This window comes from Streptomyces litchfieldiae (genome assembly GCF_031845365.1).
GTDB lineage: Bacteria > Actinomycetota > Actinomycetes > Streptomycetales > Streptomycetaceae > Streptomyces > Streptomyces litchfieldiae.
Map to the genome: position 1 here is coordinate 1 of NZ_JAVREL010000021.1, position 23,102 is coordinate 23,102.

At 72.3% G+C, this 23,102-nt stretch carries 23 protein-coding genes and 2 pseudogenes; 13 read left to right on the top strand and 12 right to left on the bottom strand.

Annotation, left to right across the window (positions count from 1 at the left end):
* Nucleotides 1–215: pseudogene (locus RM590_RS28275) on the bottom strand (hypothetical protein); the annotation flags it as partial.
* Nucleotides 216–319: 104 nt separating this feature from the next.
* Between RM590_RS28275 and RM590_RS28280 the strand changes: the two are divergent.
* The 3 genes from RM590_RS28280 to RM590_RS28290 are packed head-to-tail and all read left to right on the top strand — an operon-like array spanning nucleotide 320 to nucleotide 2,656.
* On the top strand, nucleotides 320–1,357 hold the full coding sequence (locus tag RM590_RS28280) for a glycoside hydrolase domain-containing protein (RefSeq protein ID WP_311707690.1): 1,038 nt from the start codon (nucleotides 320–322) through the stop codon (nucleotides 1,355–1,357).
* Between the two features lie 4 nt (nucleotides 1,358–1,361).
* Nucleotides 1,362–1,877 carry a hypothetical protein gene (locus RM590_RS28285; RefSeq protein ID WP_311707575.1) on the top strand — a complete coding sequence of 172 codons (516 nt, stop codon included), beginning with the start codon at nucleotides 1,362–1,364 and terminating at the stop codon, nucleotides 1,875–1,877.
* The gene (locus tag RM590_RS28290; RefSeq protein WP_311707576.1) at nucleotides 1,874–2,656 is read left to right on the top strand and encodes a hypothetical protein; all 783 of its coding nucleotides are present in this window, start codon (nucleotides 1,874–1,876) and stop codon (nucleotides 2,654–2,656) included. Before RM590_RS28285 ends, RM590_RS28290 begins: the two co-directional genes overlap by 4 nt.
* Here the strand turns inward: RM590_RS28290 and RM590_RS28295 are convergent.
* The 4 genes and pseudogenes from RM590_RS28295 to RM590_RS28310 all read right to left on the bottom strand — a co-directional run.
* Nucleotides 2,653–3,057, bottom strand: a pseudogene (locus RM590_RS28295) (site-specific integrase); the annotation flags it as partial. The gene RM590_RS28290 and the pseudogene RM590_RS28295 overlap by 4 nt on opposite strands.
* A gap of 17 nt (nucleotides 3,058–3,074) precedes the next feature.
* A complete protein-coding gene (locus RM590_RS28300) occupies nucleotides 3,075–3,800 on the bottom strand; it encodes an SDR family oxidoreductase (protein ID WP_311707577.1) in 726 nt (241 codons plus the stop codon).
* Nucleotides 3,797–4,981, bottom strand: coding sequence for a thiolase family protein (locus RM590_RS28305; protein WP_311707578.1), 1,185 nt, complete (start codon nucleotides 4,979–4,981; stop codon nucleotides 3,797–3,799). The genes RM590_RS28300 and RM590_RS28305 overlap by 4 nt, the downstream gene beginning before the upstream one ends.
* Nucleotides 4,982–5,013: 32 nt before the next feature.
* Nucleotides 5,014–5,775 (bottom strand): thioesterase family protein, encoded by a 762-nt coding sequence (locus tag RM590_RS28310; protein ID WP_311707579.1) that lies wholly within the window; start codon nucleotides 5,773–5,775, stop codon nucleotides 5,014–5,016.
* 96 nt (nucleotides 5,776–5,871) lie between these two features.
* On the opposite strand from RM590_RS28310, the gene RM590_RS28315 reads away from it, so the two are divergent.
* Nucleotides 5,872–6,309, top strand: a complete 438-nt coding sequence (locus RM590_RS28315) for a winged helix-turn-helix transcriptional regulator (protein ID WP_311707580.1) — start codon at nucleotides 5,872–5,874, stop codon at nucleotides 6,307–6,309.
* Complete coding sequence (locus RM590_RS28320) at nucleotides 6,306–6,803, top strand: NUDIX hydrolase (protein ID WP_311707581.1); 498 nt, start codon at nucleotides 6,306–6,308, stop codon at nucleotides 6,801–6,803. Before RM590_RS28315 ends, RM590_RS28320 begins: the two co-directional genes overlap by 4 nt.
* Before the next feature lie 58 nt (nucleotides 6,804–6,861).
* Here the strand turns inward: RM590_RS28320 and RM590_RS28325 are convergent, their stop codons facing one another.
* Nucleotides 6,862–7,422, bottom strand: a complete 561-nt coding sequence (locus RM590_RS28325) for a hemerythrin domain-containing protein (protein ID WP_311707582.1) — start codon at nucleotides 7,420–7,422, stop codon at nucleotides 6,862–6,864.
* A 528-nt stretch (nucleotides 7,423–7,950) separates the two neighbouring features.
* Here RM590_RS28325 and RM590_RS28330 point away from each other — a divergent pair.
* From RM590_RS28330 to RM590_RS28340, 3 genes are all read left to right on the top strand, one after another.
* Nucleotides 7,951–8,475 (top strand): hypothetical protein, encoded by a 525-nt coding sequence (locus RM590_RS28330; RefSeq protein WP_311707691.1) that lies wholly within the window; start codon nucleotides 7,951–7,953, stop codon nucleotides 8,473–8,475.
* Between the two features lie 169 nt (nucleotides 8,476–8,644).
* Nucleotides 8,645–9,853, top strand: coding sequence for an NAD(P)/FAD-dependent oxidoreductase (locus RM590_RS28335; protein ID WP_311707583.1), 1,209 nt, complete (start codon nucleotides 8,645–8,647; stop codon nucleotides 9,851–9,853).
* Between the two features lie 10 nt (nucleotides 9,854–9,863).
* Nucleotides 9,864–10,820 carry a sigma-70 family RNA polymerase sigma factor gene (locus RM590_RS28340; protein ID WP_311707584.1) on the top strand — a complete coding sequence of 319 codons (957 nt, stop codon included), beginning with the start codon at nucleotides 9,864–9,866 and terminating at the stop codon, nucleotides 10,818–10,820.
* Nucleotides 10,821–10,897: 77 nt separating this feature from the next.
* Here RM590_RS28340 and pcaB read toward each other — a convergent pair whose 3' ends face one another.
* The 3 genes from pcaB to RM590_RS28355 all read right to left on the bottom strand — a co-directional run bounded on the left by pcaB (nucleotide 10,898) and on the right by RM590_RS28355 (nucleotide 15,732).
* On the bottom strand, nucleotides 10,898–12,334 hold the full coding sequence (gene pcaB / locus RM590_RS28345; protein WP_311707585.1) for a 3-carboxy-cis,cis-muconate cycloisomerase: 1,437 nt from the start codon (nucleotides 12,332–12,334) through the stop codon (nucleotides 10,898–10,900).
* Nucleotides 12,331–14,322 (bottom strand): FAD/NAD(P)-binding protein, encoded by a 1,992-nt coding sequence (locus tag RM590_RS28350; protein ID WP_311707586.1) that lies wholly within the window; start codon nucleotides 14,320–14,322, stop codon nucleotides 12,331–12,333. The genes pcaB and RM590_RS28350 overlap by 4 nt, the downstream gene beginning before the upstream one ends.
* A gap of 435 nt (nucleotides 14,323–14,757) precedes the next feature.
* Nucleotides 14,758–15,732 (bottom strand): DUF389 domain-containing protein, encoded by a 975-nt coding sequence (locus RM590_RS28355; RefSeq protein ID WP_311707587.1) that lies wholly within the window; start codon nucleotides 15,730–15,732, stop codon nucleotides 14,758–14,760.
* A 305-nt stretch (nucleotides 15,733–16,037) separates the two neighbouring features.
* On the opposite strand from RM590_RS28355, the gene RM590_RS28360 reads away from it, so the two are divergent.
* Nucleotides 16,038–17,591, top strand: coding sequence for an SGNH/GDSL hydrolase family protein (locus RM590_RS28360; RefSeq protein ID WP_311707588.1), 1,554 nt, complete (start codon nucleotides 16,038–16,040; stop codon nucleotides 17,589–17,591).
* Nucleotides 17,592–17,643: 52 nt separating this feature from the next.
* On the opposite strand, the gene RM590_RS28365 is transcribed toward RM590_RS28360, so the two are convergent.
* The gene (locus RM590_RS28365; protein WP_311707589.1) at nucleotides 17,644–18,180 is read right to left on the bottom strand and encodes an SET domain-containing protein; all 537 of its coding nucleotides are present in this window, start codon (nucleotides 18,178–18,180) and stop codon (nucleotides 17,644–17,646) included.
* A gap of 156 nt (nucleotides 18,181–18,336) precedes the next feature.
* On the bottom strand, nucleotides 18,337–19,290 hold the full coding sequence (locus RM590_RS28370; RefSeq protein ID WP_394813992.1) for an RNA polymerase sigma-70 factor: 954 nt from the start codon (nucleotides 19,288–19,290) through the stop codon (nucleotides 18,337–18,339).
* Between the two features lie 171 nt (nucleotides 19,291–19,461).
* Between RM590_RS28370 and RM590_RS28375 the strand changes: the two genes are divergently transcribed.
* The gene (locus tag RM590_RS28375; RefSeq protein ID WP_311707590.1) at nucleotides 19,462–19,947 is read left to right on the top strand and encodes a carboxymuconolactone decarboxylase family protein; all 486 of its coding nucleotides are present in this window, start codon (nucleotides 19,462–19,464) and stop codon (nucleotides 19,945–19,947) included.
* Between the two features lie 125 nt (nucleotides 19,948–20,072).
* Entirely contained in the window at nucleotides 20,073–21,272 is a 1,200-nt protein-coding gene (locus RM590_RS28380; RefSeq protein ID WP_311707591.1) for an MFS transporter, read from the top strand.
* 33 nt (nucleotides 21,273–21,305) lie between these two features.
* Here RM590_RS28380 and RM590_RS28385 read toward each other — a convergent pair whose 3' ends face one another.
* Entirely contained in the window at nucleotides 21,306–21,791 is a 486-nt protein-coding gene (locus tag RM590_RS28385; protein ID WP_311707592.1) for a GNAT family N-acetyltransferase, read from the bottom strand.
* 91 nt (nucleotides 21,792–21,882) lie between these two features.
* Between RM590_RS28385 and RM590_RS28390 the strand changes: the two genes are divergently transcribed.
* Both RM590_RS28390 and RM590_RS28395 read left to right on the top strand, forming a co-directional pair.
* Entirely contained in the window at nucleotides 21,883–22,455 is a 573-nt protein-coding gene (locus RM590_RS28390; protein ID WP_311707593.1) for a PadR family transcriptional regulator, read from the top strand.
* Nucleotides 22,452–23,084 carry a GyrI-like domain-containing protein gene (locus tag RM590_RS28395; RefSeq protein ID WP_311707594.1) on the top strand — a complete coding sequence of 211 codons (633 nt, stop codon included), beginning with the start codon at nucleotides 22,452–22,454 and terminating at the stop codon, nucleotides 23,082–23,084. The genes RM590_RS28390 and RM590_RS28395 overlap by 4 nt, the downstream gene beginning before the upstream one ends.
* Nucleotides 23,085–23,102: the final 18 nt, after the last annotated feature.

Sequence of the window (23,102 nt, forward strand, 5' to 3'; positions counted from 1 at the left end):
GCCCCGAGCACGATCGCGACTGCCAGTTGGACCAGCACCCCCGTGCGGTCCCGCCAGCCGGCCGCCGTGCTGGATGGCAGCACCTTCGCCAGCGCCCGCGTGAGCCCTGTGCGGTCCGCGCACCGGCACAGCAACACCGCCCCGGCATGCCCGATCAGCCTCTTCCCGTCGGCCACCACCGACAGCCGACGGTCCCACCCTGTACTCTCAACCACCGGAAAGGTGCCTTGCTCTCTGCAGCGGATACGACGTAGACACTCGCATCCTCGCAGGTCAACGGCGCCTTTCTGCTATCGGGGCGTCAGGCCGCCCAGTTCCGCTGAATACCCAGGGTTATTTCAAGGGCATCGAGGATGCGATGGCCGACAACGGGAACGCCTATGAGGTCGGCGTCTACGGCCCGCGAAATGTGTGCACCCGGGTCGGCCAGGCAGGGCACTCGACCGCCTCGTTCGTCTCCGACATGTCGTCGGCGTTCTCGGGCAACTTCGGCTATTCCCTGCCCACGGACTGGGCCTACGATCAAATCGTCACCCGCACCATTGGCTCCGGAGACGGTGCCATCAACATAGACGTCAACATCGCTTCGGGCCGCGACACAGGCCAGGCCTCCTTCAACCCGCCTGCGGCACAGACACCCGATGTCCTGTTCGACATCAGCTACTGGACCAGGCTCCTCGCCGATGTCCAGTCCTACATGGAGTCCATCGGCTTCGCCGAGGACGACGAACGGATGTACACCACAACTCAGTGCTTGGAAACCATTATCGCGCGCGATGTCGCGGTATCCAACACGGCGCGAGCATATGGCATGCGCAAAGCCCTAATTCAGACCTCGGCGTTCTGGGAGTTCCGCCACTACAAAAACGAAGACCTCATCACAGATGCCGGAGTGTGGCTGTATCACAACGGCCATATTCCGGACTGGGCGCAGGGATTGCCCGGGGTCAGCAGGCTGCGAGACAGCAGCACCGGGGTAGCCCAGATGTACGGCTTCGTCGGCATCCTCGCCTGGAACAACTCCATCAACACTGGGCTTGTCACCGGCACCCCGAAGAATCCGGCCAGCGACGCGGACATCTTCACTGTATGGGACATGCTCCGCACCGACAACGACTTCGCCCTCACCAGCGTGGGCCATGCCCACATCTGGGCGGCCGACGGCAAGCCCGGCGGTGATGAGGAGCAGCCCATGGAGCGCCGTCCAAGACTCGACTACACGGAGTCGGAGATCTACGAGGTGTTGCGCCGATACCAGGGGCCGGAGGAGCCAGCCTTCACCGACGCCCGCAAGCGCATGGCGCTCTACTACATCTTTGAGAAGTACAACAGGATCTCCAGAAGTGCAGCAGGATGATGAGATGAACTGGAACCTCTCTGCCCTAGCCTCCGACAAAGCGGGCGGATTCGACACGATCGCTGTGCTCTTCATCCTGCTGATCGGCCTTGTCGTCGTCTTCAGCCTCATCGCATACCTGTGCTCGTCCATCGCGCGCCGCAAGCAGAGGTCTCGCGACGGACGTTCGTGGCTCAGGGCCGGTGCCGTCCTGAGCATCTGCGCGGCCATCTGCGTATATCTGTGGGGCACCCTCCACGTGGCCTTCATGGAAGACGAGCACATGCGCGAGGCATGCGTCGAAGCGGGCGGGCAGGCAAAAGCAGATGAAGTTGACGGATATGGGGCGAGTTACCTCCCCCTTCGTTTCGAATGCCGCATCGATGAGGGCGACAGCTATTCCGCAGCCATCCCTCCTTGGATCAATCCGGCCCTGGGCGTTTTCGCCTCCCTTGCCCTGATCACAGGTGTGGCTTCAGGTGCGACGCGCGACGACGTCAGGCCCAGCGAAGAGCCGTCCATACGGAAAGGGAAATCGTGACGATCCCCGACGTATCCCGACGTACTCTGCTTGCTCGATCAAGTGCGCTGGCCGGCGCGACGTTCCTGGCCTCCGTACCGGGAGCCGCCCTGCTCGCTGCCCCCGCGTATGCCGATTCCTCCTCCTACTCCAAGACACCCACCGGGGAAGAGATCAGCGATGCCTTCCGCCGCGTTCAGGAGAACCAGAACCGGGTACGCGCGGGCAGACTAAGCCCGAACGGCTGGGAGATGGAGAAGACCACCAACGGTGGCGGAAACATCTGGACCCGCCCAACTCCCGGCACTCCCCTCACCGGCGTCACCGTCCGCATCGGAGACGCTGAAGCCATATTGATCCATGTGATCCGCCGCTTTCACTATGAGATCAGCGAACTGCGCAACGATGACGTGACCGGCTGGCGGAGCCCCAGCGAGGTGCGCAGGAACTGGCCGGAGGGCAATCAGGCTTCCGGCACGGCTGTACAGATTCGCCCGGGCTTCTACCCGGCTGGGACGAGTGGTGGATTTTCCCACCTGCAACTCTTGGTGATCCGCGACATTCTGGCGGAGCTCGACGGTGCGGTTCGCTGGGGCGGCGACGACCGTCACCTCAACGAATCGCTTTTCTACCTCGACGTCGGGCCCGATGAGCCGCGACTGGCCGAGATGGTCGAGAAGATACGGGCTTGGGGGGACACGCCGGGCAGGGGCGCCGGAGCGCCGGTCGATGTGCTGGCCGCCGACCGGCGCCGGGCTGCAGAGGCACTTGAACGCCGCCAATCCGGCACGGCAGCCTAAGCAGGCTCGCAGCGGCGAACGTTCTCCGGCTTCCTGTGCCGGGACTTCGCTATCAGCGTCGGCGGCGAGGCGCCCTGCTCCCCGAGGTGGGTCAGGGCAGAGCGGCGGTACTCGTGCCGGTCCCAGCCCGTTGCCAGGCCGCGCAGGGCGGTGTGCCCGTCCAGCGGTGCGCGGACCCGCCCGTACCGAGAGCCGGGGCAGCCCAGTGTCCGAGGCAGACGTCGCGAGAGCTGACGACCTTGCCCGGTCCCGGGCGGCGGTGGTGACGAACACCGGTCCTCGCGTTCGCCCCTTGAGGAGCCGGGAGCAGCAGCCGGGCGGTGCCGGCGTTCCCGCACACGGTCTCCAGCACGAAAGTCCTCGTGCGCCTGGCCCGGGCGGCGGGCCTCGGTACCGGCGCCCGGGCCGTTCGCGTTGCTCATACCGCTCCGGAGCCGACCGCCAACTGCGGGTAGAGAGCGGTCAGTTCCCCGGCGAGGCCGGCGCGGACGGCCTGGCTGACGGCGTCCGCGAGCACCTCGTCGCGGTCCGCCTCGATGGCGTCGAGGATCTGGGCGGCCACGTCCTCCGGGCTGCTCTTGGGCTCGGTGACCCCGGCGGCCATGTCGGTGTCGATGTAGCCGGCGTGCACGCCCACCACCCGCGTTCCCCGGTCGAGGAGTTCGAGGCGGAGGGCGTTGGTGAGGGCCCAGGCGGCGGCCTTGGAGGCGCTGTAGGCGCCGGTGGTGGGGAAGCTGAGCCAGGACAGCACGGACAGCACGTTGACCAGGGTGCCGCCGCCGTTGCGGGCGAGGACCGGGGCGAAGGCGCGAGAGAGGGCGAGCGGGCCGAAGTAGTTGGTCTCCATGGCCGCCCGGGCGTCGTCCGTCGCGGTCGGGGACAGGGTGGAGCCGAACGGGGCGATGCCCGCGTTGTTGACCAGCAGGGTGACGTCGCCGCAGCGTTCGGCCGCCGCCGCGACGGTGGCCGGGTCGGTCACGTCGAGGCGGACGGGCACCAGCCCGGGCCGGGTGACGACGGTCGCCGGGTCGCGCACGCCGGCGTAGACGGTGGCGGCGCCGCGCTCCAGCAGGGCGTGGGCGATGGCCGCGCCGAGGCCGCGGTTGGCTCCGGTGACCAGGGCGACGGAGTTGTACAGCTTCATGGGACGCGCTCCAGGATGGTGGCGTTGGCGAGGCCGCCGGCCTCGCACATGGTTTGCAGGGCGTAACGGGCGCCGGTGCGGCGCATGGTGTGGACGAGCGTGGTCATCAGGCGGGCGCCGCTGGCGCCGAGCGGGTGGCCGAGTGCGATGGCGCCGCCGTTGACGTTGACCCGGGCCGGGTCGGCGCCGGTGTCCTTGAGCCAGGCGAGGACGACGGACGCGAACGCCTCGTTGACCTCGAACAGGTCGATGTCCGCCAGGGACAGGCCCGCGCGGCGCAGCGCCTTCGCGGTGGCGGGGATGATGCCGGTCAGCATGAGCAGCGGGTCGGAGCCGGTGACCGCGAAGGTGTGCAGGCGGGCCAGCGGGCGCAGGCCCAGGCGGGCGGCGGTCGCGGCCTCGGCGATGAGGAGGGCGGCGGCGCCGTCGTTGACGGGGCTGCTGTTGCCCGCGGTGACGGACCAGTCGATCTCCGGGAAGCGCTCGCCGTAGCGGGGGTCGGTGAACGCGGGCCGCAGCGTGGCCAGCACCTCGGGCGTGGTGGCGGGGCGCACGCTCTCGTCGTCGGTCACCACCCCGGCGCCGGTGGGCACCGGCACGATCTCGTCGGCGAAGTGGCCGGCCGCGCGGGCGGCGGCGGCCCGCCGGTGGGAGGTGGCGGCGAAGGCGTCCTGTGCCGCGCGGTCCAGGGACCAGGCGGCGGCGATGAGTTCGGCGCTGATGCCCTGCGGCACGAGGCCGTCGGGGTAGCGGGCGGCGAGGGCGGTGCCGTAGGGGTCGGCGCCGGGCGGCACGTTCGACCACATGGGCACCCGGCTCATGGACTCGATGCCGCAGGCGACGACGAGGTCGTAGGCGCCGGCGAGCACGCCCTGGGCGGCGAAGTGCACGGCCTGCTGCGAGGATCCGCACTGCCGGTCCACGGTGGTGGCGGGCACGGACTCGGGCAGGCCGGCCGCGAGCCAGGCCAGCCGGGTGGTGTTCAGGGCCTGTTCGGCGACCTGGTCGACGCAGCCGCCGATGACGTCGTCGATGTCGGCGGGCGGAACCCCGGCCCGGTCGAGCAGCGCGGTGAGGGTATGGGCGAGCAGGTCGACGGGGTGGACGCCGGCCAGCGCGCCGTTGGGCTTTCCCTTGCCGATGGGGGTGCGGACGGCTTCGACGATCACGGCCTCGCGCATGGCGGTTCGCCTCCTTGGCGGGCGGGGTGGGGTCAGAGGATCCGGCGGCTCTGCCGGGCCACCGCGAGCGGGCGGCCGAGCTCGTCCCAGACGGCGCTGTCGTCCAGGGCCCAGCCGTCGTCCGCGTGGACGGCGCGCATGCGGATGAGGGACCAGCCGGTGGCCGGCGCGCGGTCGAGGGCGGCGGCGAAGTGGACGGTGAGCTCGGCGGTGGGCATGGGGCGCGGGGTGGTCCAGCGGGCGTAGAGCGCGGGCGGCAGCGCGTCGGTGAGGACGGTGACGGCCTCGGCGTCCAGCGGCCGGCGGTCGGTGAAGCGGGTCCAGGCGACCAGTTCGGCGGTGGGGCCGCCGCCCAGCGGGCGGGCGCCGGTCGTCGGGCGGAACTCGAACTGTCCGGCGAACACGGCGAGTTGGCGCGGGAAGACCAGTGGCCGGCAGGCGTCGGGCGGCGGCGCGTCGGGGGCGGGGGCGCGCTGGTGGGCGGGTCCGGGCCGGGACGGTGCACCGCCGTCGAAGGCGGCGGACGCCAGCAGCGCCGTGCGTCCGCCCTGCTCGCCGCGCAGGGTGACCACCGCGCTGCCGCGCCCGGCGCGCTCCACGGTGGCGGCCAGGGTGAACGGCCGGTCGTCGACGGGGCTGAGGAAGTGCGTGGTCAGGGCGCGCACGGGGCGCGTTCCGGCGTCCAGGCTCCGGCGCATGGCGGCGAGCGTCCGGGCGCTCAGATATCCGCCGTGTGAGCCGGGGCCCGAGCCCCAGGAACGGCGGTCGATCACGAGCATCGCTGCTGTGCCCATGAGGCCCCCGAGTGCGTTGGGAATCTGGACTAACGACGATAGCCCGATCAGTTTGAAAAGCAAACCGACTCCCCGGCCTGTTCTAGGGTGGAAGCCATGAAGAACCAGCGGCCCTGCTCCATCGCCGGCACCCTCGCCGTCATCGGCGAGAAGTACTCCGTCCTGGTGCTCCGGGAGGTCTTCTTCGGCGTGCGGCGCTTCGACGCCATCGCGCGCAACCTCGGCGCGCCCCGGGACGTGCTCGCCGCCCGGCTGCGCCACCTCGTCGAGGCCGGCGTGCTGGAGCGCGTTCCCTACCAGGAGCGCCCTCAGCGCTTCGAGTACCGGCCCACCCGGGCCGGGCGTGAACTGCGGCCGGTCCTGCTGACGTTGATGGCCTGGGGCGACCGGCACATCAGCGAGCACCCGCCGGTGGTCTTCGAGCACGACTGCGGCACCGACCTGAAGCCGGTGGTCGTCTGCAAGCACTGCGGCGGCGAGGCGACGTCCCGTTCCCTGACCCCCCGCTTCGCCGACCCGGAGTGGGCGGCGTGAGCGGCGGGCGCCCGGCGGTCGCCGTGGCCGAGGGTGTGACGTTCCCCGAGCCCGCGCCGGGCGAGCGGTGGGTCGTGGGCGCGGTCGTGCTCAACGGGCGGGGCGAGGTGTTCGCGCAACTGCGCGCCCCGCACCGGCGGCTCTTCCCCGACACCTGGGACTTGATCGGCGGCCATGTGGACCCGGGAGAAACGCTGTTGGACGCGCTCGTCCGCGAAGTCCACGAGGAGACGGGCTGGCGGGTGCGGCGCGTGCTCCGTTTCCTCGGGGTCCTGACCTGGGAGGGTGACGACGGCCTGGGCCTGCGGCACGAGGCCGACTACGTGATCGAGGTGGACGGCGACCTGACGGCACCGGCGCTGGAGTGGGACAAGCATCCCCGCTTCGGCTGGTTCGGCCCGGGGAGCCTGGACCGGCTCAAGGAAAACCGCGTCCCCGCCGACCAGTTGGTCTACGACGTGGCGGCGCGGGCGCTGGGCGTCAAGGCGAGCTGAGCCCGAAGGGCGCCGCCCCGCCGCTCGGGCGCGGCGGGGCGGCACGGATCCCGGTCGCTCAGTGTTTGCCGCGGCCGCTGATGGCGTCCCGGGCCCGGTCCACCAGCCCGGCGCCGGGCGCGAGCAGCTTGTTGAGCGGTGGCTTGTCGGGCGCCGCCGGGTGCGGCCGGGTGGGGGCCATCATCTTGGCGCGGCGCACCTTGTCGCCCAGGTTCTCCAGCCGTTCCTGCGAACAGGACATCCGCAGCATGGGAAAGAGGTTGTCCTCCTCGTCCCGAATGTGCTCCCGGATCTCCATCATCAACTGCCCCATGAGCCGGTCGAATTCCGGATCGGTCGCCTCGCAGCCCTCCAGGTCCTTCATGATCCGCTCGGCCGAGGCGTGGTCCGCGATCTCCTTGTCCGCGATCTCCCCGCCGTCCGGAACGTGCTCGCGCACGGCCGGGTAGAGGTGTTCCTCCTCCGCGATCGAGTGCCGGACCAGCTCGATCGTCACCTGGTCCGCCAGTTCCTTGCGCCGGTGCTGGCCCATCGGCAGGCCCTCGATCTCCCGGAAGAGATCCTCAACCTCCCGGTGATCGGTGGTCAGTTCCCGGATGATGTCTCCGCCGTGCTCCATGAACGGTCTCCTTCAACGTGGTTGGGCAACGTGGTTGGGCTCGGGTGAACGTGAATCGGGTGCGGGCACCGCGCGCCACCGGGTAACCGAGGGCACGCGCGAGAAACCCGCCACCCGGAACCGCGCGGGGGCGCGGGGTGGGGTGGCTGCCGGGGTGCGCCGGGGGCGTCGCCCGGCCGGCGCCCCATGGCCGGCATCACGGCGGCCGGCCGCCGAGGGCACCCCGGGGGCCGTGACGCGTTGTGACGAACGTCTCTTCCGTGGCCGCGCGACCACCCTCCGCAGCGGGCGGACGGCGCGCGAGGGCCGGCGCACCGGGCATCCGGGCAGGTCTCATGGCGTTCTCCGCTTCGGGGGCGCGTGCGGGTCCGGGACGCCGGGCACGTCCCGCCGATACTCTCCGTGACCGGCACCGGTCGCGCACGCGGTGCGCGGCCGATGGGCTGACGGCCGGACGGGGCCAGGCAGTACGCTGGCTGGCGTTTGTCCCAGCCCACGAACGCCACCGAGATCGGGAGGAAGACGTCCGTGTGCGCCGATCTCTCACCGGTCATAGCCGCCACCACCCAGTGGCTGCTGCGCGCCTACCCGCCCGCGGGCGGCCCGCTCGCCGAGGTGCTCGCCGAGGTGCAGGCCCGGCAGGCCGTGACCGTGGCCGCCTGGCTGCGGTACCCGACCGCGATGGACGCCGGGCTGGTCGCGATGGCGGGCCCCGGCGGATCCGCGCGCCTCGACTGGGTCGTGGGCGCCGACACCGTGCTGCCCGAGGGCGAGGACGTCGCCTGGCGCACCTGGGTGGACGAGACGGTGGCGAGCTGGGCGGCCTGCCTGCTGACCTCCGGCACCCTGGCCGAACAGGCCGTCGCGGCCGTCTCCCACGGCGAACACGCGGCCGCCGCCCCGACGGCCTTCCGCCGCCTGACCCTCCCCGCCGAACGGGACCGCCAGGCCGCGACACTGCTGCGCCACCCCGACCTCACGGCACCGGTCGCCGACCTCCACCGCGACCAGCTCCTGACCCGCCTGGACCCGGACCCGGTGGGCAGCGCGTAGCCCGTTCGGCCGGCGCACCCGCAGGGCCCGACCGCGGCTGCCGCTCGGCGAGCATCGTCGGGCGGCGCCCCCGCCGCCATGTGACCCACGCCACATGAAGTTCCTGTCAGCAATCGGTGAGCCGTTCCGCCCAACTCACCGAAAGCAAGCGAACCGACAGGAGCACACCATGAAGCACCGCATCGTCGTCCTCGGCGCCGGCTACGCCGGGGCCTACGTGGCCGGGAACCTGGCCCGCCGGCTCTCCCCGGCGGACACCGAGATCACCGTCGTCAACGCCGTGCCGGACTTCGTCCAGCGGCTGCGGCTGAACCAGCTCGCGGCCGGCCGGGAGATCGAGGCCCCCCAGCTCGCCGATGTCTTCGCGGGCACGGGGATCCGGCTGCGCCTGGCCCGGGTCACGGCCGTCGACCCCGAGCGTCAGGTCGTCGCCGTGGCCGACGCCGACGGCGGCGGCGACCTCGGCTACGACACGCTTGTGTACGCGTTCGGCAGCCACGTCGCCGACCAGGGCGTCCCCGGTGTGGCCGAGCACGCCTTCAACGTCGCCGGCCGGCCCTCGGCGCTGCGCCTGCGTGAGCACCTGGACAGCCTGGGCAGCCGGAGCGAAGGCGGCAGTGTGCTGGTCGTCGGCGACGGGTTGACCGGCATCGAGACCGCCACCGAGATCGCCGAAGCCCGGCCCGGCCTGTCGGTGGCGCTGGTCGCCCGCGGCGAGCTGGGCGCCCGGCTCTCCGCCGGAGCCCGCCGCCACCTGCGCCGGGCCTGCGACCGGCTGGGCGTCACCGTCCTGGAGCACACCACCGTCGAAGCCGTCGAGGCGACGCGGGTGCTGTGCGCCGACGGCACCGCCCTGGCGTCCGACGCGACCGTGTGGACGGCCGGGTTCGCGGTCAACCCCATCGCCGCGGCCAGCGGGCTGGAGGTCACCGGGAACGGCCGGATCGTCGTCGACCGCACCATGCGATCCGTCTCGCACCCGAACGTCTACGCCGTCGGCGACAGTGTCCACGCCATCGGCGACAACGGCCGGCCGCTGCCGATGTCCTGCGGCTCGGCCGGCTACACCGGCCGGCAGGCCATCGAGGCGATCGTGGGACGCCTGACCGGCCGTCAGGTCGCGAACGGCAAGCTGGTCTACCTGTACAACGCGATCAGTCTCGGGCGGCGGGACGGGATCTGGCAGCCGGTCGACGGCCAAGGGCAGGCGAAGCCGAGCTACATGGGCGGGCGGAAGGCCGCACGGATCAAGCGGGCCATCGAAAAGGGGTCGCTGTGGGGCACCTTGCACCCGACCTTCGGCCTGCCCAGGCGCCAGCGCCGCCTGGCCGCCGCGCCGGAAGCGTCCGCCGGGAAGACGTCCGGCGCGGCCGCCTAGGGTGATCCGCGTGGACAGCACCGCCACTGATCGCTTCGACATCAGTCGGTTCGAGGCCAGCCGGAACCGGCTGGCCTCGCTGGCCTACCGGCTGCTGGGCTCCGCCGCCGACGCCGAGGACGTCGTGCAGGACACGTTCCTGCACTGGCAGGCCGCCGACCGGCAGCGGATCGAGGTGCCGGAAGCATGGCTGACCAAGGTCGCCACCAACCGGTGCCTGGACCGGCTCCGCTCGGCACAGGCCCGCCGCGAACGCACCTTCGGCGCCTGGCTGCCCGAACCGCTCCTCGACGGCGACCCGATGCTCGGCCCGGCCGACACGTTCGAGCAGCGCGAATCCGTCTCCCTGGCCGTACTGACTCTCATGGAGCGCCTGTCACCCCTCGAACGGGCCGTCTACCTCCTGCGCGAGGCGTTCTCCTACAGCCACGCCGAGATCGCCGAGATCCTCGACATCACCGAGTCCGCGAGTCAGCAGCACCTCCACCGGGCCCGGCACCGCATCACCGCCGCGCGCCGCCGCGGCGGCGGCGAAGTCGACCCGGCGTCCGCCCGCAGGATCGTCGAGGAATTCCTCGCCGCCGCCTCCTCGGGCCGCACCGAACGGCTCGTGGCGCTGCTCACCGACGACGCGATCGCGATCTCCGACGGCGCCGGCCTGACCGAGACGCTGCTTCGGTACGACACTCCGCGGCGCATCGCCGCGATCGCACGGGCCGGCTTCAAACCCACAACGGCGAAACGGCGATTCGCCGGCGGCACGCTCGCCGCCCACTACGCGCTGGTCAACGGCGCCCCCGCCATCCTCTTCGTGCTCGGCGATCAGGTCGTCGGGGCCGTGACGTTCGACATCACGGGCGGCAAGATCGCGACCGTGCGCGGCATCGCCGCCCCCGCCCGCCTCGTCCGCCTCACCGAATCGTGGCACGAGCACGAACCGGACACGCCGCTCATCACCGAGTGGTGACCCGACGCCGACCGCCGCACCACGCGCGACGGCTCGCACCGGGGCGGCCCCCGCCGGGTGGCGGGGGCCGCCGGCGTTCAGCCGTCGCCGCGTCCGCCCAGCTCCCCGTCCACCAGGGCGGACGCGGCACCGGTGTAGCCCTCCGGGTCCAGCAGCCGCTCGACCCGAGCACCGTCCAGGTGCTCCGCCACCTCGGGCAGCGCGGCCAGGGCGTCGGCCAGCGAACGGCCGGTGCGGTCGGCCTCGGCCGAGGCACGGGTCAGCAACTCCTTCGCGCGGGCCTTGCCCAGCCGGGGCGCCAGCGCGGCCGACACCCGCTCGGACACCACCCGGCTGCCGGTCAACGCCAGGTTGGCGCGCATCCGTTCGGGCCGTACGACCAGCCCCTCGGCCAGTTCAACGGCGGTGTGCGCGGCGCCCCCGGCCAGCCGCAGGCACTCGCGCAGCAACTGCCACTCGGCGTGCCACACACCGGCCGACCGCTCGTCCTCGCACATCAGGCACTGGGTCAGGCCCGCGGCCAGCACCGGCACCTGGAGCGCGGCGCTGCGCAGCAGGGTGGCCAGCACCGGGTTGCGCTTGTGCGGCATGGCGGAGGACGCGCCGCGCCCCGCCACCGCGGGCTCGGCGACCTCGCCGACCTCGGTCCTGGTCAACGACTGAACATCGACGGCGATCTTGCCCAGGGCGCCGGTGACGAACGCCAGCGCCCCGGCGAGGTCGGCGATCGGGGTGCGCAGCGCGTGCCACGGCAGCGGCGGGCGGGCCAGGCCCGTCTCGGCCGCGTAGGCGTCCAAGAGCCGGTCCGCGTAGTCCGGCGGTGGTGACCCGCCCGGTGAGCCCGCGGCGAACTCCAGGTAGCCGGCGAGCGTTCCGGCCGCCCCGCCCAACGACACGGGCAGGCCGCCGTCGAGCACGGCCGCCACCCGGTCCCGCGCGTCCAGCAGCAGCCGGCGCCAGCCGGCCGCCTTCAGACCGAACGTGGTGGGCACCGCGTGCAGGGCCAGCGTGCGACCGGCCATGGCGGTGTCGCGGTGCCGGGCGGCGAGGTGACCCAGCGCGGCGGCGGCCCGTTCCAGATCCGCGCGGATCAGGCGCAGCGTGCGGGCGGCGACCAGCATGGCGCCGGTGTCGAAGACGTCCTGGCTGGTGGAGCCGTGGTGAACGTACTCGGCGGCGGCCGGCTCCACCGCTGCGACCGCGCGGGTGAGCGCGCGGACCAGGCCGACCACCGGGTTCGCCGTCTCGCGCGCGGCCAGGGAGAGGTCGCGCACGTCCAGCAGTTCGGCGCGCGCGGCGCGGGTGATGGCGGCCGCCGCCGTGGCGGGCACCGTGCCGAGAGCGGCCTGGGCGCGGGCCAGGGCCGCCTCGGCGTCGAGCATGGCCTGCAACCAGGCCGGGTCGGACGTCGCCGCCTCGGCGGGCGTTCCGGCGCGGACCGGGGACAGCAGCCCGGCGTCGGGGCCGGGCACCCCCTCCGCCGCGTTCTTGGGTACCGCGTTCTCCGCTGTCATGTGTTCACCTCGAGGGGGTCGGTGGGCGGGGTGCTGCCGCCGGCCGGCGCCGCGGCGGGGGCGGACAGCGCGAGCACGGCGCGGGCGATGGCGTCCGCGTCGCCGAGCGTCACGGAGTTGACGCCGGGACGGATCCCGGCGGCGGTCACCCAGTGCACCGCCTCGGTGGGCACGCCATAGGCGAACCGCCGCGGGTGGGCGCGGCCGGCGTCGTCGATCAGCCGGTAGGGGCGCTCGGTGACGGCCAGGCCCGTTGTCTCGTAGCGGGTGCCGCAGACGCCGTCGATGCGGTGGCGGGCGGCCTGCCCGCTCTCCAGCAGGGCCCGCAGCAACGGCTCGGCGGTGCGCGGCAGATCGGGCTCCGGCAGCCGCGCCTCGACAAGGGCGGTGGCCGCCACCGGCGGGCCCGGCACCGCGTCGGAGGTCACCGTGAACGCCGCGCCGCCGCCGTGGCCCTCCGGGGCCGGGGCGCGCAGCCGCACGCCGGGGCCGAGCACCTCGACCACGCCGGACGTGAGCAGCGCGATCAGCTCCTCGACGCGGGAGACGGGCGGCCCGATGGACAGGAAGGCGTTCAGCGGGGTGTACCAGCCCTGGAGGTCGTCGCGGTAGGAGTTGCCCTCCAGCCCGCCGTGGTCGACGGCCAGGCGTATCTCGTTGCGCAGGTCGCGCAGCACGTCCAGGGCTGCCTTCAGCGGGCTGTGCACGTTGCCCGCCCTGGCCTCGCGCACGTCCTCGGCGAGGTGGCCGAGTAACCAGGCGCGGAAGTCGGCGCGGTCGCGGAAGACGCGGTCGCGGTGGGGCCGGGCGATGGCCTCCCAGTCCCAGCGGTCGGCCGGGGCGATGCCGGCGATGTCCAGCAGGCGCGCCTCGGCGTCGCGCCCCCGCGCGGCCACATAGCGCTGGACAAACGGTTCGCGCTCACGCTCGCGCCCCCGCGCGGCCAGCAGCGCGCCGTAGTAGACGCTCTCCACCTCCTTGGCGATCAACGGCCACAGGTCGGTGGCGAAGTGCAGCCGCTCGCCGTCGTGTGAGCGCCGCTTCAGCCGGTCGACGGTCCGGAGGGTGAGCAGCCGCGGCAGGTGGCGGCCGTAGGGGCCCTTCTGGTTCTCGCCGCGCGCGTGGTAGGGCACGCCGCGCCGGGAGCCGGCGACGATGCGCGGCTCCCGGCCCGAGGGCCGGTAGCGCAGCCCGTCGCCGTCCCGCTCGAAGGTGCCGCCGCGGCCCGAGGTCAGCAGCGCGAGCACATCGAAGAAGTTCAGCCCCAGGCCGCGGACGAACACCGTCTCGCCCGGCGCGACCGCGGAGAAGTCCACGTCCGCGGGGTTGGCGGGGGCGAAGTACGCCAGGCCGTGCGCGGCGGCGGCGCCCGCCAGCTCGCGCTCCTTCCGGGTGGGCCGGGCCGGCACATGGCCCAGCGCGAGGACCACGGCGTCCAGGCCGGTGAGCCGGGTGCCGTCCGCGAGTCGCAGGGACTGCGGGCCGCCGCGGCCGGCCTCGTCGGACAACTCCCTTGCCGAGGTGCGGTGCTCGACGACGGTGAGGTGCTCGGGCGCGCCCGCCGTGACCGTGTGGAAGGCGTCCTTCAAGTAGTCGCCGTAGAACGCGCGGGTGGGGTAGGCGTCCGGGCCCAGGCGGCGGGCCTCGGCCAGCGTCTCGGCGGAGTACCGTTCGCGCACGTCGGGCGCGCCCGCGCGCCGGGCGAGGTCGGCCGCCCACTCGTACAGGCTGGGCCCCTCCTCCACCGGGCCGTCCATCTCCACGCTGTGGTCGGTGTAGACGGTGACTTGCGAAGCCACGGTGTTCATCAGCAGATGGCGCGACTGGCCGGTGCGCCACACCTTTCCGGGCCCCGGCTCGTGCGGCTCCACGACGTGCACGGTAACTGCCTGGTGGACCGGGGATTTTCGCTCATTGGCGCATATGCGCTCCAGGACGGAGAGACCGCGTGGGCCTGTGCCGACGATACAGACGTTAAGCACCAACATCTCCTGAACGTAGGTTCGAACGCCTTGAACCCGCCGTCGGGCTGTGCGGGTTGACGGGTTGCACCGACGAATTCAAGGCGCAGCGCGGTTACGGCCGTGCGGGAAGATGTGGCAGACCTGAGAGGAGCCCAGGGGGTGAAACGCGCGGGTGACGAGAGAGCGGAACGACGTGGTTCCGGCGGGGGCCGGCTCAGCGGCGCAGCCGCGGCAGCCGACGCGGCAACGGGACAAGCAGCGCGACCGGGTACCGCACCTCAACTCCCCCATGAGCAACCGGGATCTCAGTACCCCGCGGACGTTACCAGCATCGCCGTGCCCACCGGGAGGCCATGAAGCGGCCGGTCTACGCGCGACTCGCTGCGGCGGTCCGCTCCCGGACATGAACGCGCCGCCTCCGGTCGCCGGCCCCGGAGCCGGCCGCGCCGGCGGCCGACCTCACCGCCCGGCCCTCTTGAGGTCCAGGTCGCGGAGGGCCGACGCCCGCTGTGCGTTCCGCACCCTCGCCCAGAGCAGCTTCTGGGCGAGAAGGGTGAGCGTGCCCGCCAGCAGGATCCCCACCAGGTTGACCCCGAGCTGGATCATCGACCCCTGGGCGTCGTGGTACTGACCGTAGCTCAGCGCGAGCGCGGCGTGCCCCGCCGCCGGCACCGTCGTCACCGAGATCGCCACGCCCACCAGGGCGCCCGCCTTGGCCGAGGTCAGCGACAGGATGCCCACCACCCCGGCCAGCATCGCCACCACCAGCGACATCATGTCCGGCTGCCACACGAACTCGCTCGCCGGATGCGGCTGGTCGAACATCTCCCGGGAGAACAGCCCGAACGCGTCCATCAGCAGCGCGAAGCCGCAGGTGACCAGCATCGCCGCCGGAAAGCCGACGAGGAGCGCGAGCAGGGAGCGCCACGCCGCCCGCCCGGTCCGCAGGAGCAGCCCGGTGCACAGCCCCGCCAGCGGGCCGAACTCCGGCCCCACCACCATGGCGCCGACGATCAGGATCGCGCTGTCCAGCATCACGCCGCAGGCCGCCAGCATCGTCGCCACCGCCAGGAAGGCGAGGTAGGTGAAGCTCAGCCGGGACTCGTCGTCGGTCGCGTCCCGCAACGACTCCCACAGCACGGCGTCCACGCCCTCGCCCGGCGCGGCGTCCTCGGCCCGGTCCGACCGCACGGACAGCGACAGATCGAGGCCCTGCACCGTGATGGCGCCGGTCGAATCGAGCCCCAACTCGCGGAGTTCCTCCAGCAGTTCGTCAGCCGCCTCGCGCGCCACGTCACCCACGACGACGTCACCGGCCGGCTCCCGGGCGGCGCCCGCCAGGACCATGACGTGGGCCACACCCACGGTGGTCTCCAGCAGCGCGACCACCTCGTCGGTGCGGTCCGGGGGCGTGATGATCCGCAATTGCAGCATGAGGGCAGGTTATGGGGCGCCCGGGTGCGGCCGCACCGACCGTCCGGGCACCGTTCGTCGTACCACTCGACCGCTCAACGCGCACAATGTGCCCGGGTCTTGACGGTTCCGTAACGTCGTTGGAAAACTCCCGGCGATCAGTAAGCGCTTGCCATGCGCGCCTCGATTCATGCCACCGACCCCTGAACCCCAACGAGCCCGGCCCTGCGCCGACTCCTTGAATGAATCGATTCATGCGGGGCTCTCCGGCGGCGGCCGGGCGTGCGCGGCGGGCCGCTGCCCAGCGTCATCGAAGGAGTTGAGGGATGGGCGGAACAGCGCAACCACGCACGGGACGGCGCCGCAGACGCGCCGTGCTCAGGGCCGGGCTCATCGGCCTTGTCACCGCCGCCGCCACGGCGGCCGGCCTGGCGCTGCCGGGCACCGCCGCGGCGGCCGAGGACGACGGGCGCCCGACGGTATACATCGCCAGCGACTCCACGGCACAGACCTACGACCCGTACTGGGCACCCCAGATGGGCTGGGGCCAGGTGATCGACCGGTTCTTCTCCGAGGACGTCACAATCGCCAACCACGCGATCGGCGGCCGCAGTTCCCGGTCGTTCATCGAGCAGGGCCGGCTGGACGCGATCCTGAACGAGATCCAGCCGGGCGACTACCTGTTCGTCCAGTTCGGCCACAACGACGCCACCATCAGCCGCCCCGAGCGTTACACCCCGCCCGAGGACTACCAGGAATACCTGCGCAACGACTACATCGCGGGGGCCCGTGAGCGGGGCGCCATCCCGGTCATCGTCACCCCCGTCTCGCGCCGCGACTTCAACGCGGCAACCGGCCTGTTCAACGTCTCCTTCCCGGAGTATGTCGAGAAGGCCGTCGAGGTGGCGGAGCAGGAGAACGTTCCGCTGGTGGACCTGTCCGCGTCCAGCCGCGCCTACCTCGACTCGATCGGTCCGCTGGAGGCCAAGTCGGTGTTCCTGCACGTGCCGCCGGGCGTCTACCCGAACCGGCCCAACGGCACCATCGACGAGACGCACTTTCAGGAGTACGGCGCCGTTCAGATGGCGCGCCTGATAGCCCAGGACGTCGCCGGGCTGGACGTTCCGCTGGCCGCCGAGGTGGAGAACACCGGCCCGCCCCGCGAGCGGCCCGACCGGCCGGCCGGGGTGACCGCCACGGGCGTCTCGCACGAGGGCGCGCGGCTGACCTGGGACGCCGTTCCGGGGGCGGATCTGTACCGGGTGCAGACCCGGCCGAAGGACGACGCTGACGCCGAATTCACGCCGGCCACCACCTCGCCCATCCCGCTGGCGGACCTCGGCGGGCTCGCCGAGTCGACGCGTTACGAGGTGCGGGTGATCGCCGTCAACGGCAAGGGCCAGTCGCCGCCCTCGGCCAAGCTGCGGCTCGAAACGCTCACCGCCGACCAGCGCTTCGACTTCGGCCCGGTCGGCGCCCTGGTGGCCGACGGCTTCGCCGGGGTGACGACCGAGACGCTGTACTCGCCCGATTTGGGGTACGGGTTCACGGACACCGCCAACGTGATCTCGCGCGACCGGGGCGAGGGCTTCGACGCCATGGAGCGCGACTTCGTCGCGTACTTCGAGGGCAGGTACGAGTTCAAGACGGACGTGCCCAACGGCACCTACGCGGTGACGGCCCATGTCGGCGACCCGGCCGGGGCGTCGCGTTCCGGGTTCGTCTTCGAGGGCGGCGACCGCGGTCAGGTCATTCCCGCCCGTAACTCGGTCACGCGGCAGACGTTCACGCTGGTGTCCGTTCAGGACGGCCAGTTGAACGTAACGGTGTACGGGCAGACCGGCCACCTCAACGGCCTGGTCCTCACCCGGGTCGGCTGAGCCCGCCATGGTCCGGGGCGGCCGTCCCGCCCCGGACCATGAACGGCGACGATCAAGCGCCCCGGGCGATCCGCGCGGCCAGGGCCGGCACCCAGTGGTCGCCGTAGCGCTCCTGAAGCTCGGGCAGCCGCCAGTCCTCCGCGGTGATCAGCCCGCGGCAGCGCGGTGATCCGCAGGAGCAGGTCAGGGAGAAGTCCGGCGCGGCGCTCGTCGTGGCGTAGTCGGAGGTGACTTCCTCCCCCGCGGCGATGTCCCGGCGGGCGGCGAAGCCGTAGTCGCCGGCCCACCAGGTGTTCGGGTCGCAGCTGTGGTTGCCGTACCCGTTGGCCCGCCGGGGCGGCAGCACCAGGTGCGCGGTCTCCGTCACCGTGATGGTGTCGATGAACGGCGCGTCGGGCAGCCGCGCGGCCTCCGCGAACAACTCGTCCAACTCCGGCCAGGACACCAGCCGCCCGCCGAGGCGGGACACCACGGTCCCGGCGGGAACGCGGGCCCGGGCGAACAGTCCGGTCCCCGCGATCGGGGACGGGCGGGGCTCGATGTCCGGGTGCAGCCAGCAGTCCGGCTCCGGGGGGACGGCGTCGGTCACCGGGTCAGCATGCTCCCGCCCCGTGGGCAGGAACAACCGCGTTCACGTCGCCCGAGGGCCTTGAACGATGAACAACGGCCCCGCCGGGGTGGTATCGGCGGGGCCGTGTGACAGCGAGTATACGGGCGCCAACCGCCCGTTCCCGCACCGCGCGTCTCACTCCGCTTCCGAGGGGCCCCGGACGTGGCGGCTCACCGTGGTCTCCCGCTCGACGAAGGACAACTTCTCGGGGTTGCGGACGGCGTAGAGCCCGGTGATGAGGCCTTCGTCGAGGCGCATCGCCAGGACGGTGTCGATCCGGCCGCCCAGCCGGACGATCAGCGCCGGATGTCCGTTGACCCGCGCCGGCCGCAGCGACGCCGCGGCGGAGATCCTGCTCAGCACGTCGACCACCCTGCCGGCGCCCGTGACGGGCTCCAGCGCCGCCCGCACGGCTCCGCCGCCGTCGGTCAGCAGGACGACATCCGGAGCGATCATGTCGAGCAGGCCCTGCAAGTCGCCCGTTTCGACGGCCCGTTGGAACGCGGCGAGCGCGTCCTGGGCCTCGGCCGGGGAAACCGCCCCGCGCGGGCGGCGCGCCGCGACGTGGGCCCGGGCCCGGTGGGCGATCTGGCGGACCGCGGCCGGGGTCTTGTCGACGGCTGCCGCGATCTCGTCATAGTCGAGGTCGAACACCTCGCGCAGCACGAACACCGCGCGCTCGGTCGGGCCGAGTGTCTCCATCACCAGCAGCATCGCCATCGAGACGCTGTCCGCCAACGCGATGTCCTCGGCCACATCGGGCGCGGTCAGCAGCGGTTCGGGCAGCCAGGGGCCGACGTAGGACTCCTTGCGCCGGCGGAGCGTCCGCAGCCGGCTCAGCGCCTGGCGAGTGGTGATCCGGACCAGGAACGCGCGCCGGTCCCGCACCTCGTCGAGATCGACGCCGGCCCAGCGCAGCCAGACCTCCTGGAGGATGTCCTCCGCGTCGGCGGCCGAGCCGAGCATCTCGTAGGCGACGGTGAACAGCAGGTTGCGGTGGGTCACGAACGCCTCGGTGGCGGCGTCCATATGGCCGCCCCGGGCGAGCGGCTCGGCCCTGTCCCGCGTTCGCTCACTGCCCCCACTCATGGCCGGCTCCTGCCTGTTCGTTCCCGACGATTCACGCACAAGACGCCGGACCAGCCGGCTCTGTGACACCCGCGATCGGTGAAGCAGGTCACATCGCCGGGCTGTCACAGGGACCGGGTGGCCGGCATCTCCATGGTCGTCACAACGCCGTACGAACGAGAGGGCGAAGCCATGGAACCCCGTATCAACCTGATGACCAACCCGATCGGCGCGAAGGTCTCCAAGCGGTTCTACAACGTCGGCCTGGCGATCCAGGAGTCGTCGCTGCCCAAGTCCCTCCAGGAGTTGGTGGAGTTGCGCGCCAGCCAGATCAACGGCTGCGGCTGGTGCGTCGACCTCCACACGAAGGAGGCCGCCGCGGCGGGCGAAACGGCGCTCCGGCTCAACCTGGTCGCCGCCTGGCGCGAGTCCACGGTGTTCACCGAGGCCGAGCGGGCCGCGCTGGCGCTCGCCGAGGAGGGCACCCGGCTCGCCGACGCCCACGAGGGTGTGTCGGACGAGACGTGGGCCCAGGTGAGCAAGCACTTCGACGAGGACCAGATCGCCGCGCTGATCTCCCTGATCGCCATGATCAACGCCGCCAACCGGTTCGCCGTGATCGCGCGCATGAGGGGTGGGTCCTACGCCCCCGGCATGTTCGCCGGCCTGGCGGACTGACCGGCGGGCGAACGACGGCCCGGCCGGGATCACGCGATCCGGGCCGGGCCCGGCGCGGCCGAGCCGGCGGGCCGTCCAGTGATCACCAGCAGCGCCGGGCGGCTCCGTCCCCTAGGTTTCACCTCATGGCCTCATCCGCCGGTCCTGGGGACCGAGTTGTCGCCGGGGCGCGGCCGCGTCTGGTGACCCGCCCGCTGCTCTTGCGCTTTGTGACGGTCGTCGGCTCCTCGGCGAGCTTCTATCTGCTGCTGTCGGTCGTACCGGCGTACGCGCAGAGCGCGCCGGGCGGGGGCAGCGGCACGGCGGGCCTGGTCACCGGTGCGCTGATGCTGGCCACGGTGGCCGGCGAGCTGATGGCTCCCTGGCTGGCCGCGCGCTGTGGGTATCGCGTGATGCTGGGGGCGGGGTTGTTGTTGCTGGGCGCTCCGGCACTGGTCCTGACCGTGTCCCAGAACATGGCGTGGATCGTGGCGGTGTGCCTGGTCCGGGGGCTGGGCTTCGCGTTCACCCTGGTCGCGGGTGGGGCGCTGACGGCGTCGCTGATCCCGCCCGAACGCCGCGGGGAGGGTCTGGCCCTGATCGGCGTCATGGCCGGTGTGCCGTCGCTGGTGGGCCTGCCGCTCGGGGCCTGGCTGGCATCGCACACGGGGTACGGGTCCGTCTGCTGGGCGGCGGCGGGGATCGCCCTGGTCTCCATCGCCGCCGTCCCGGGCCTGCCCGGCCGGGAGGCGACGGCGGGGCCGCCCCTGGGGATCTTCGCCGGGGCCCGTTCCGGCGCGCTCGGCCGCCCCACGGCCGTGTTCGCGGTGACGGCGGTGGGCGCGGGGATCGTTGTCACCTTTCTGCCGCTGGCCCTGGCGCCGGGCCATTCCGGCGTGGTCGCCGCGGCTCTCTTCGTGCAACCGGCCGCCGCGACCGCGTCCCGCTGGTTCGCCGGCCGGCGCGCCGACCGGCGCGGAGCCGCCGGGCTGGTCGTGCCGGGGCTGGTCGCCTCCGCCGCCGGCATCCTCGTCGTCGCCCTCACGGGCGTCCCCGTCGCGGTCGTCGTGGGTGCGGCCGTGTTCGGGGTCGGCTTCGGCATCACCCAGAGCGCGACCATCACGCTGATGTACTCCCGGGTCCCGGCCTCCGGGTACGGAACGGTCAGCGCCCTGTGGAACATCGCCTACGACGCCGGCATGGGCATCGGCGCGGTCGGCTTCGGCGCGGTGGCCGGCCTGACCGGCTACCCCTGGGCATTCGCCCTGACCGCGCTCCTGATGCTGACCGCCCTCGTCCCCGCCTGGTGGGACCGAACGGTTACGGCGGAGGGCGGGCAACCGTGAACGATTGCCCGCGCCCTCATCCCTGACCGCGGCTCAGGTCAGGTGCAGCAGCATCGTGTCCGAGTCCCCCTCGCGGCCGACCTTCGTGAAGCCGCGGGACCTGTACAGGCGGCGGGCCGGGTTGCCGTCGTCGACGCTGAGGCTCAGCCGCGTCAGCCCGGCGTCCGCCGCCGCCGCGAGGAGCGCGTCCAGCAGGGCGCGCCCCACGCCGCGCCCGCGGTACTCCGGGGCCACGGCGATGGTGATCTCGGGAACGTCGGGCGCCACGAAGCCGTACCCGGGGTCGTCGGCCGGCATCAGCCGGGCCCAGGCCGCACCGGCGCGCTCGCCCGTCGCCTCGTCCTCCGCGATCACCCCGAAGTCGCCCGCCCGCGGCCAGCCGGCCACATAGTGCGCGATGTCCGGCGCGGTCATGATCTGCTCCCGGGTGAAACCCTGGTCACCGGACCAGTTGAACGCCTCCAGCAGCATGCTGATCAGGAAGTCGGCGTCGTCGGCGGTGGCGGTTCTGATGTGCATGCGCCGGGAACCTACTGCGCGGCCCGCCGGCACGCGAACCGATTACGCCGGATGCCGGACCCGCCTTTATTCCAGTACTAGAGTAATGACCGTGGCCGCCGAACTGACACCCGCCGAACTGACGTTGCTCGGCCTGCTCGTGGAGAAGCCGAGACACGGTTACGAGCTGGACGAGGTCATCAGCACCCGCGGCATGCGCGAGTGGACCGAGATGGGCTTCAGCTCGATCTACTACCTGCTGACCCGGCTCCGCGACCGCGGCCTGATCACCGAGGTCGACGCCCCGCGAGCGGCGCGGGGAAAGGCCCGCCGGGTCTACGGGCCAACGGCCGAGGGGCGCCGGGCGTGCGCACGGGCGGCCGAGGCGGCCGTGGCCGAACTCCGGCCGGTCTTCCCGCCCGTCCTGGTCGGCCTGGCCAACCAGCCGGTCATCCCGCCCGAGCGCCTGCGGGCCGCGCTCGACCGGCGGGCCGCGGCCTTGACGGCGAAGATCGCCGCCATCGGCGCGGCCCGCGACGCCCAGGGCGACCTGCCCGGTTTCGTGCGCGCCATCTTCGACTACACGCTGGCCCAACTGACCGCCGAGCAGCAGTGGTTGGCCAACTACCGGGCGGAACTGGCCACACCCAACAACACCTCCGATCAGGAAGGCGGACAGCAATGATCAGCAACGACAGCAAGTACGACATCAAACGAGAACTCAGGCGCTGCTACGCGCCGGCGAACACCGACTGGGCGCTGGTCGAGGTGCCCGCCCAGCAGTTCTTCGCCATCGACGGCCGCGGCGACCCCAACACGAGCGCCGACTACGCCCGCGCCGTGGAGGCGCTGTACTCCGTCGCCTACACGATCAAGTTCACCAGCAAACGCACGCTCGGCCGGGACTTCGTCGTCGGGCCGCTCGAAGGACTGTGGTGGTCCGACGACCCGGAGGTGTTCACCACCCGCGCCAAGGACGCCTGGCACTGGCGCATGCTCATCAGCCGGCCCGACTGGATCACCGACGATCTGTTCAAGGAGGCCAAACGGGCCGCGCTGGCGAAGAAGGGCCTCACCGCGATCGCCGACCTCCGTGGCGAGACCCTGCACGAGGGCACCAGCGCTCAGCTCCTGCACATCGGCCCCTACGACGACGAGGGCCCGGCACTGGCCAGGCTCCATCACGAGTACCTCGCCGCCAACAACCTGCGCGTGACCGGGCACCACCACGAGATCTACCTCAGCGACCCCCGCCGCACGGAGCCGGCGAAACTCAGGACGATCCTCCGGCAGCCGGTTGTGGCAGCGAGCTGACGGCGCCCCGCGGATCAG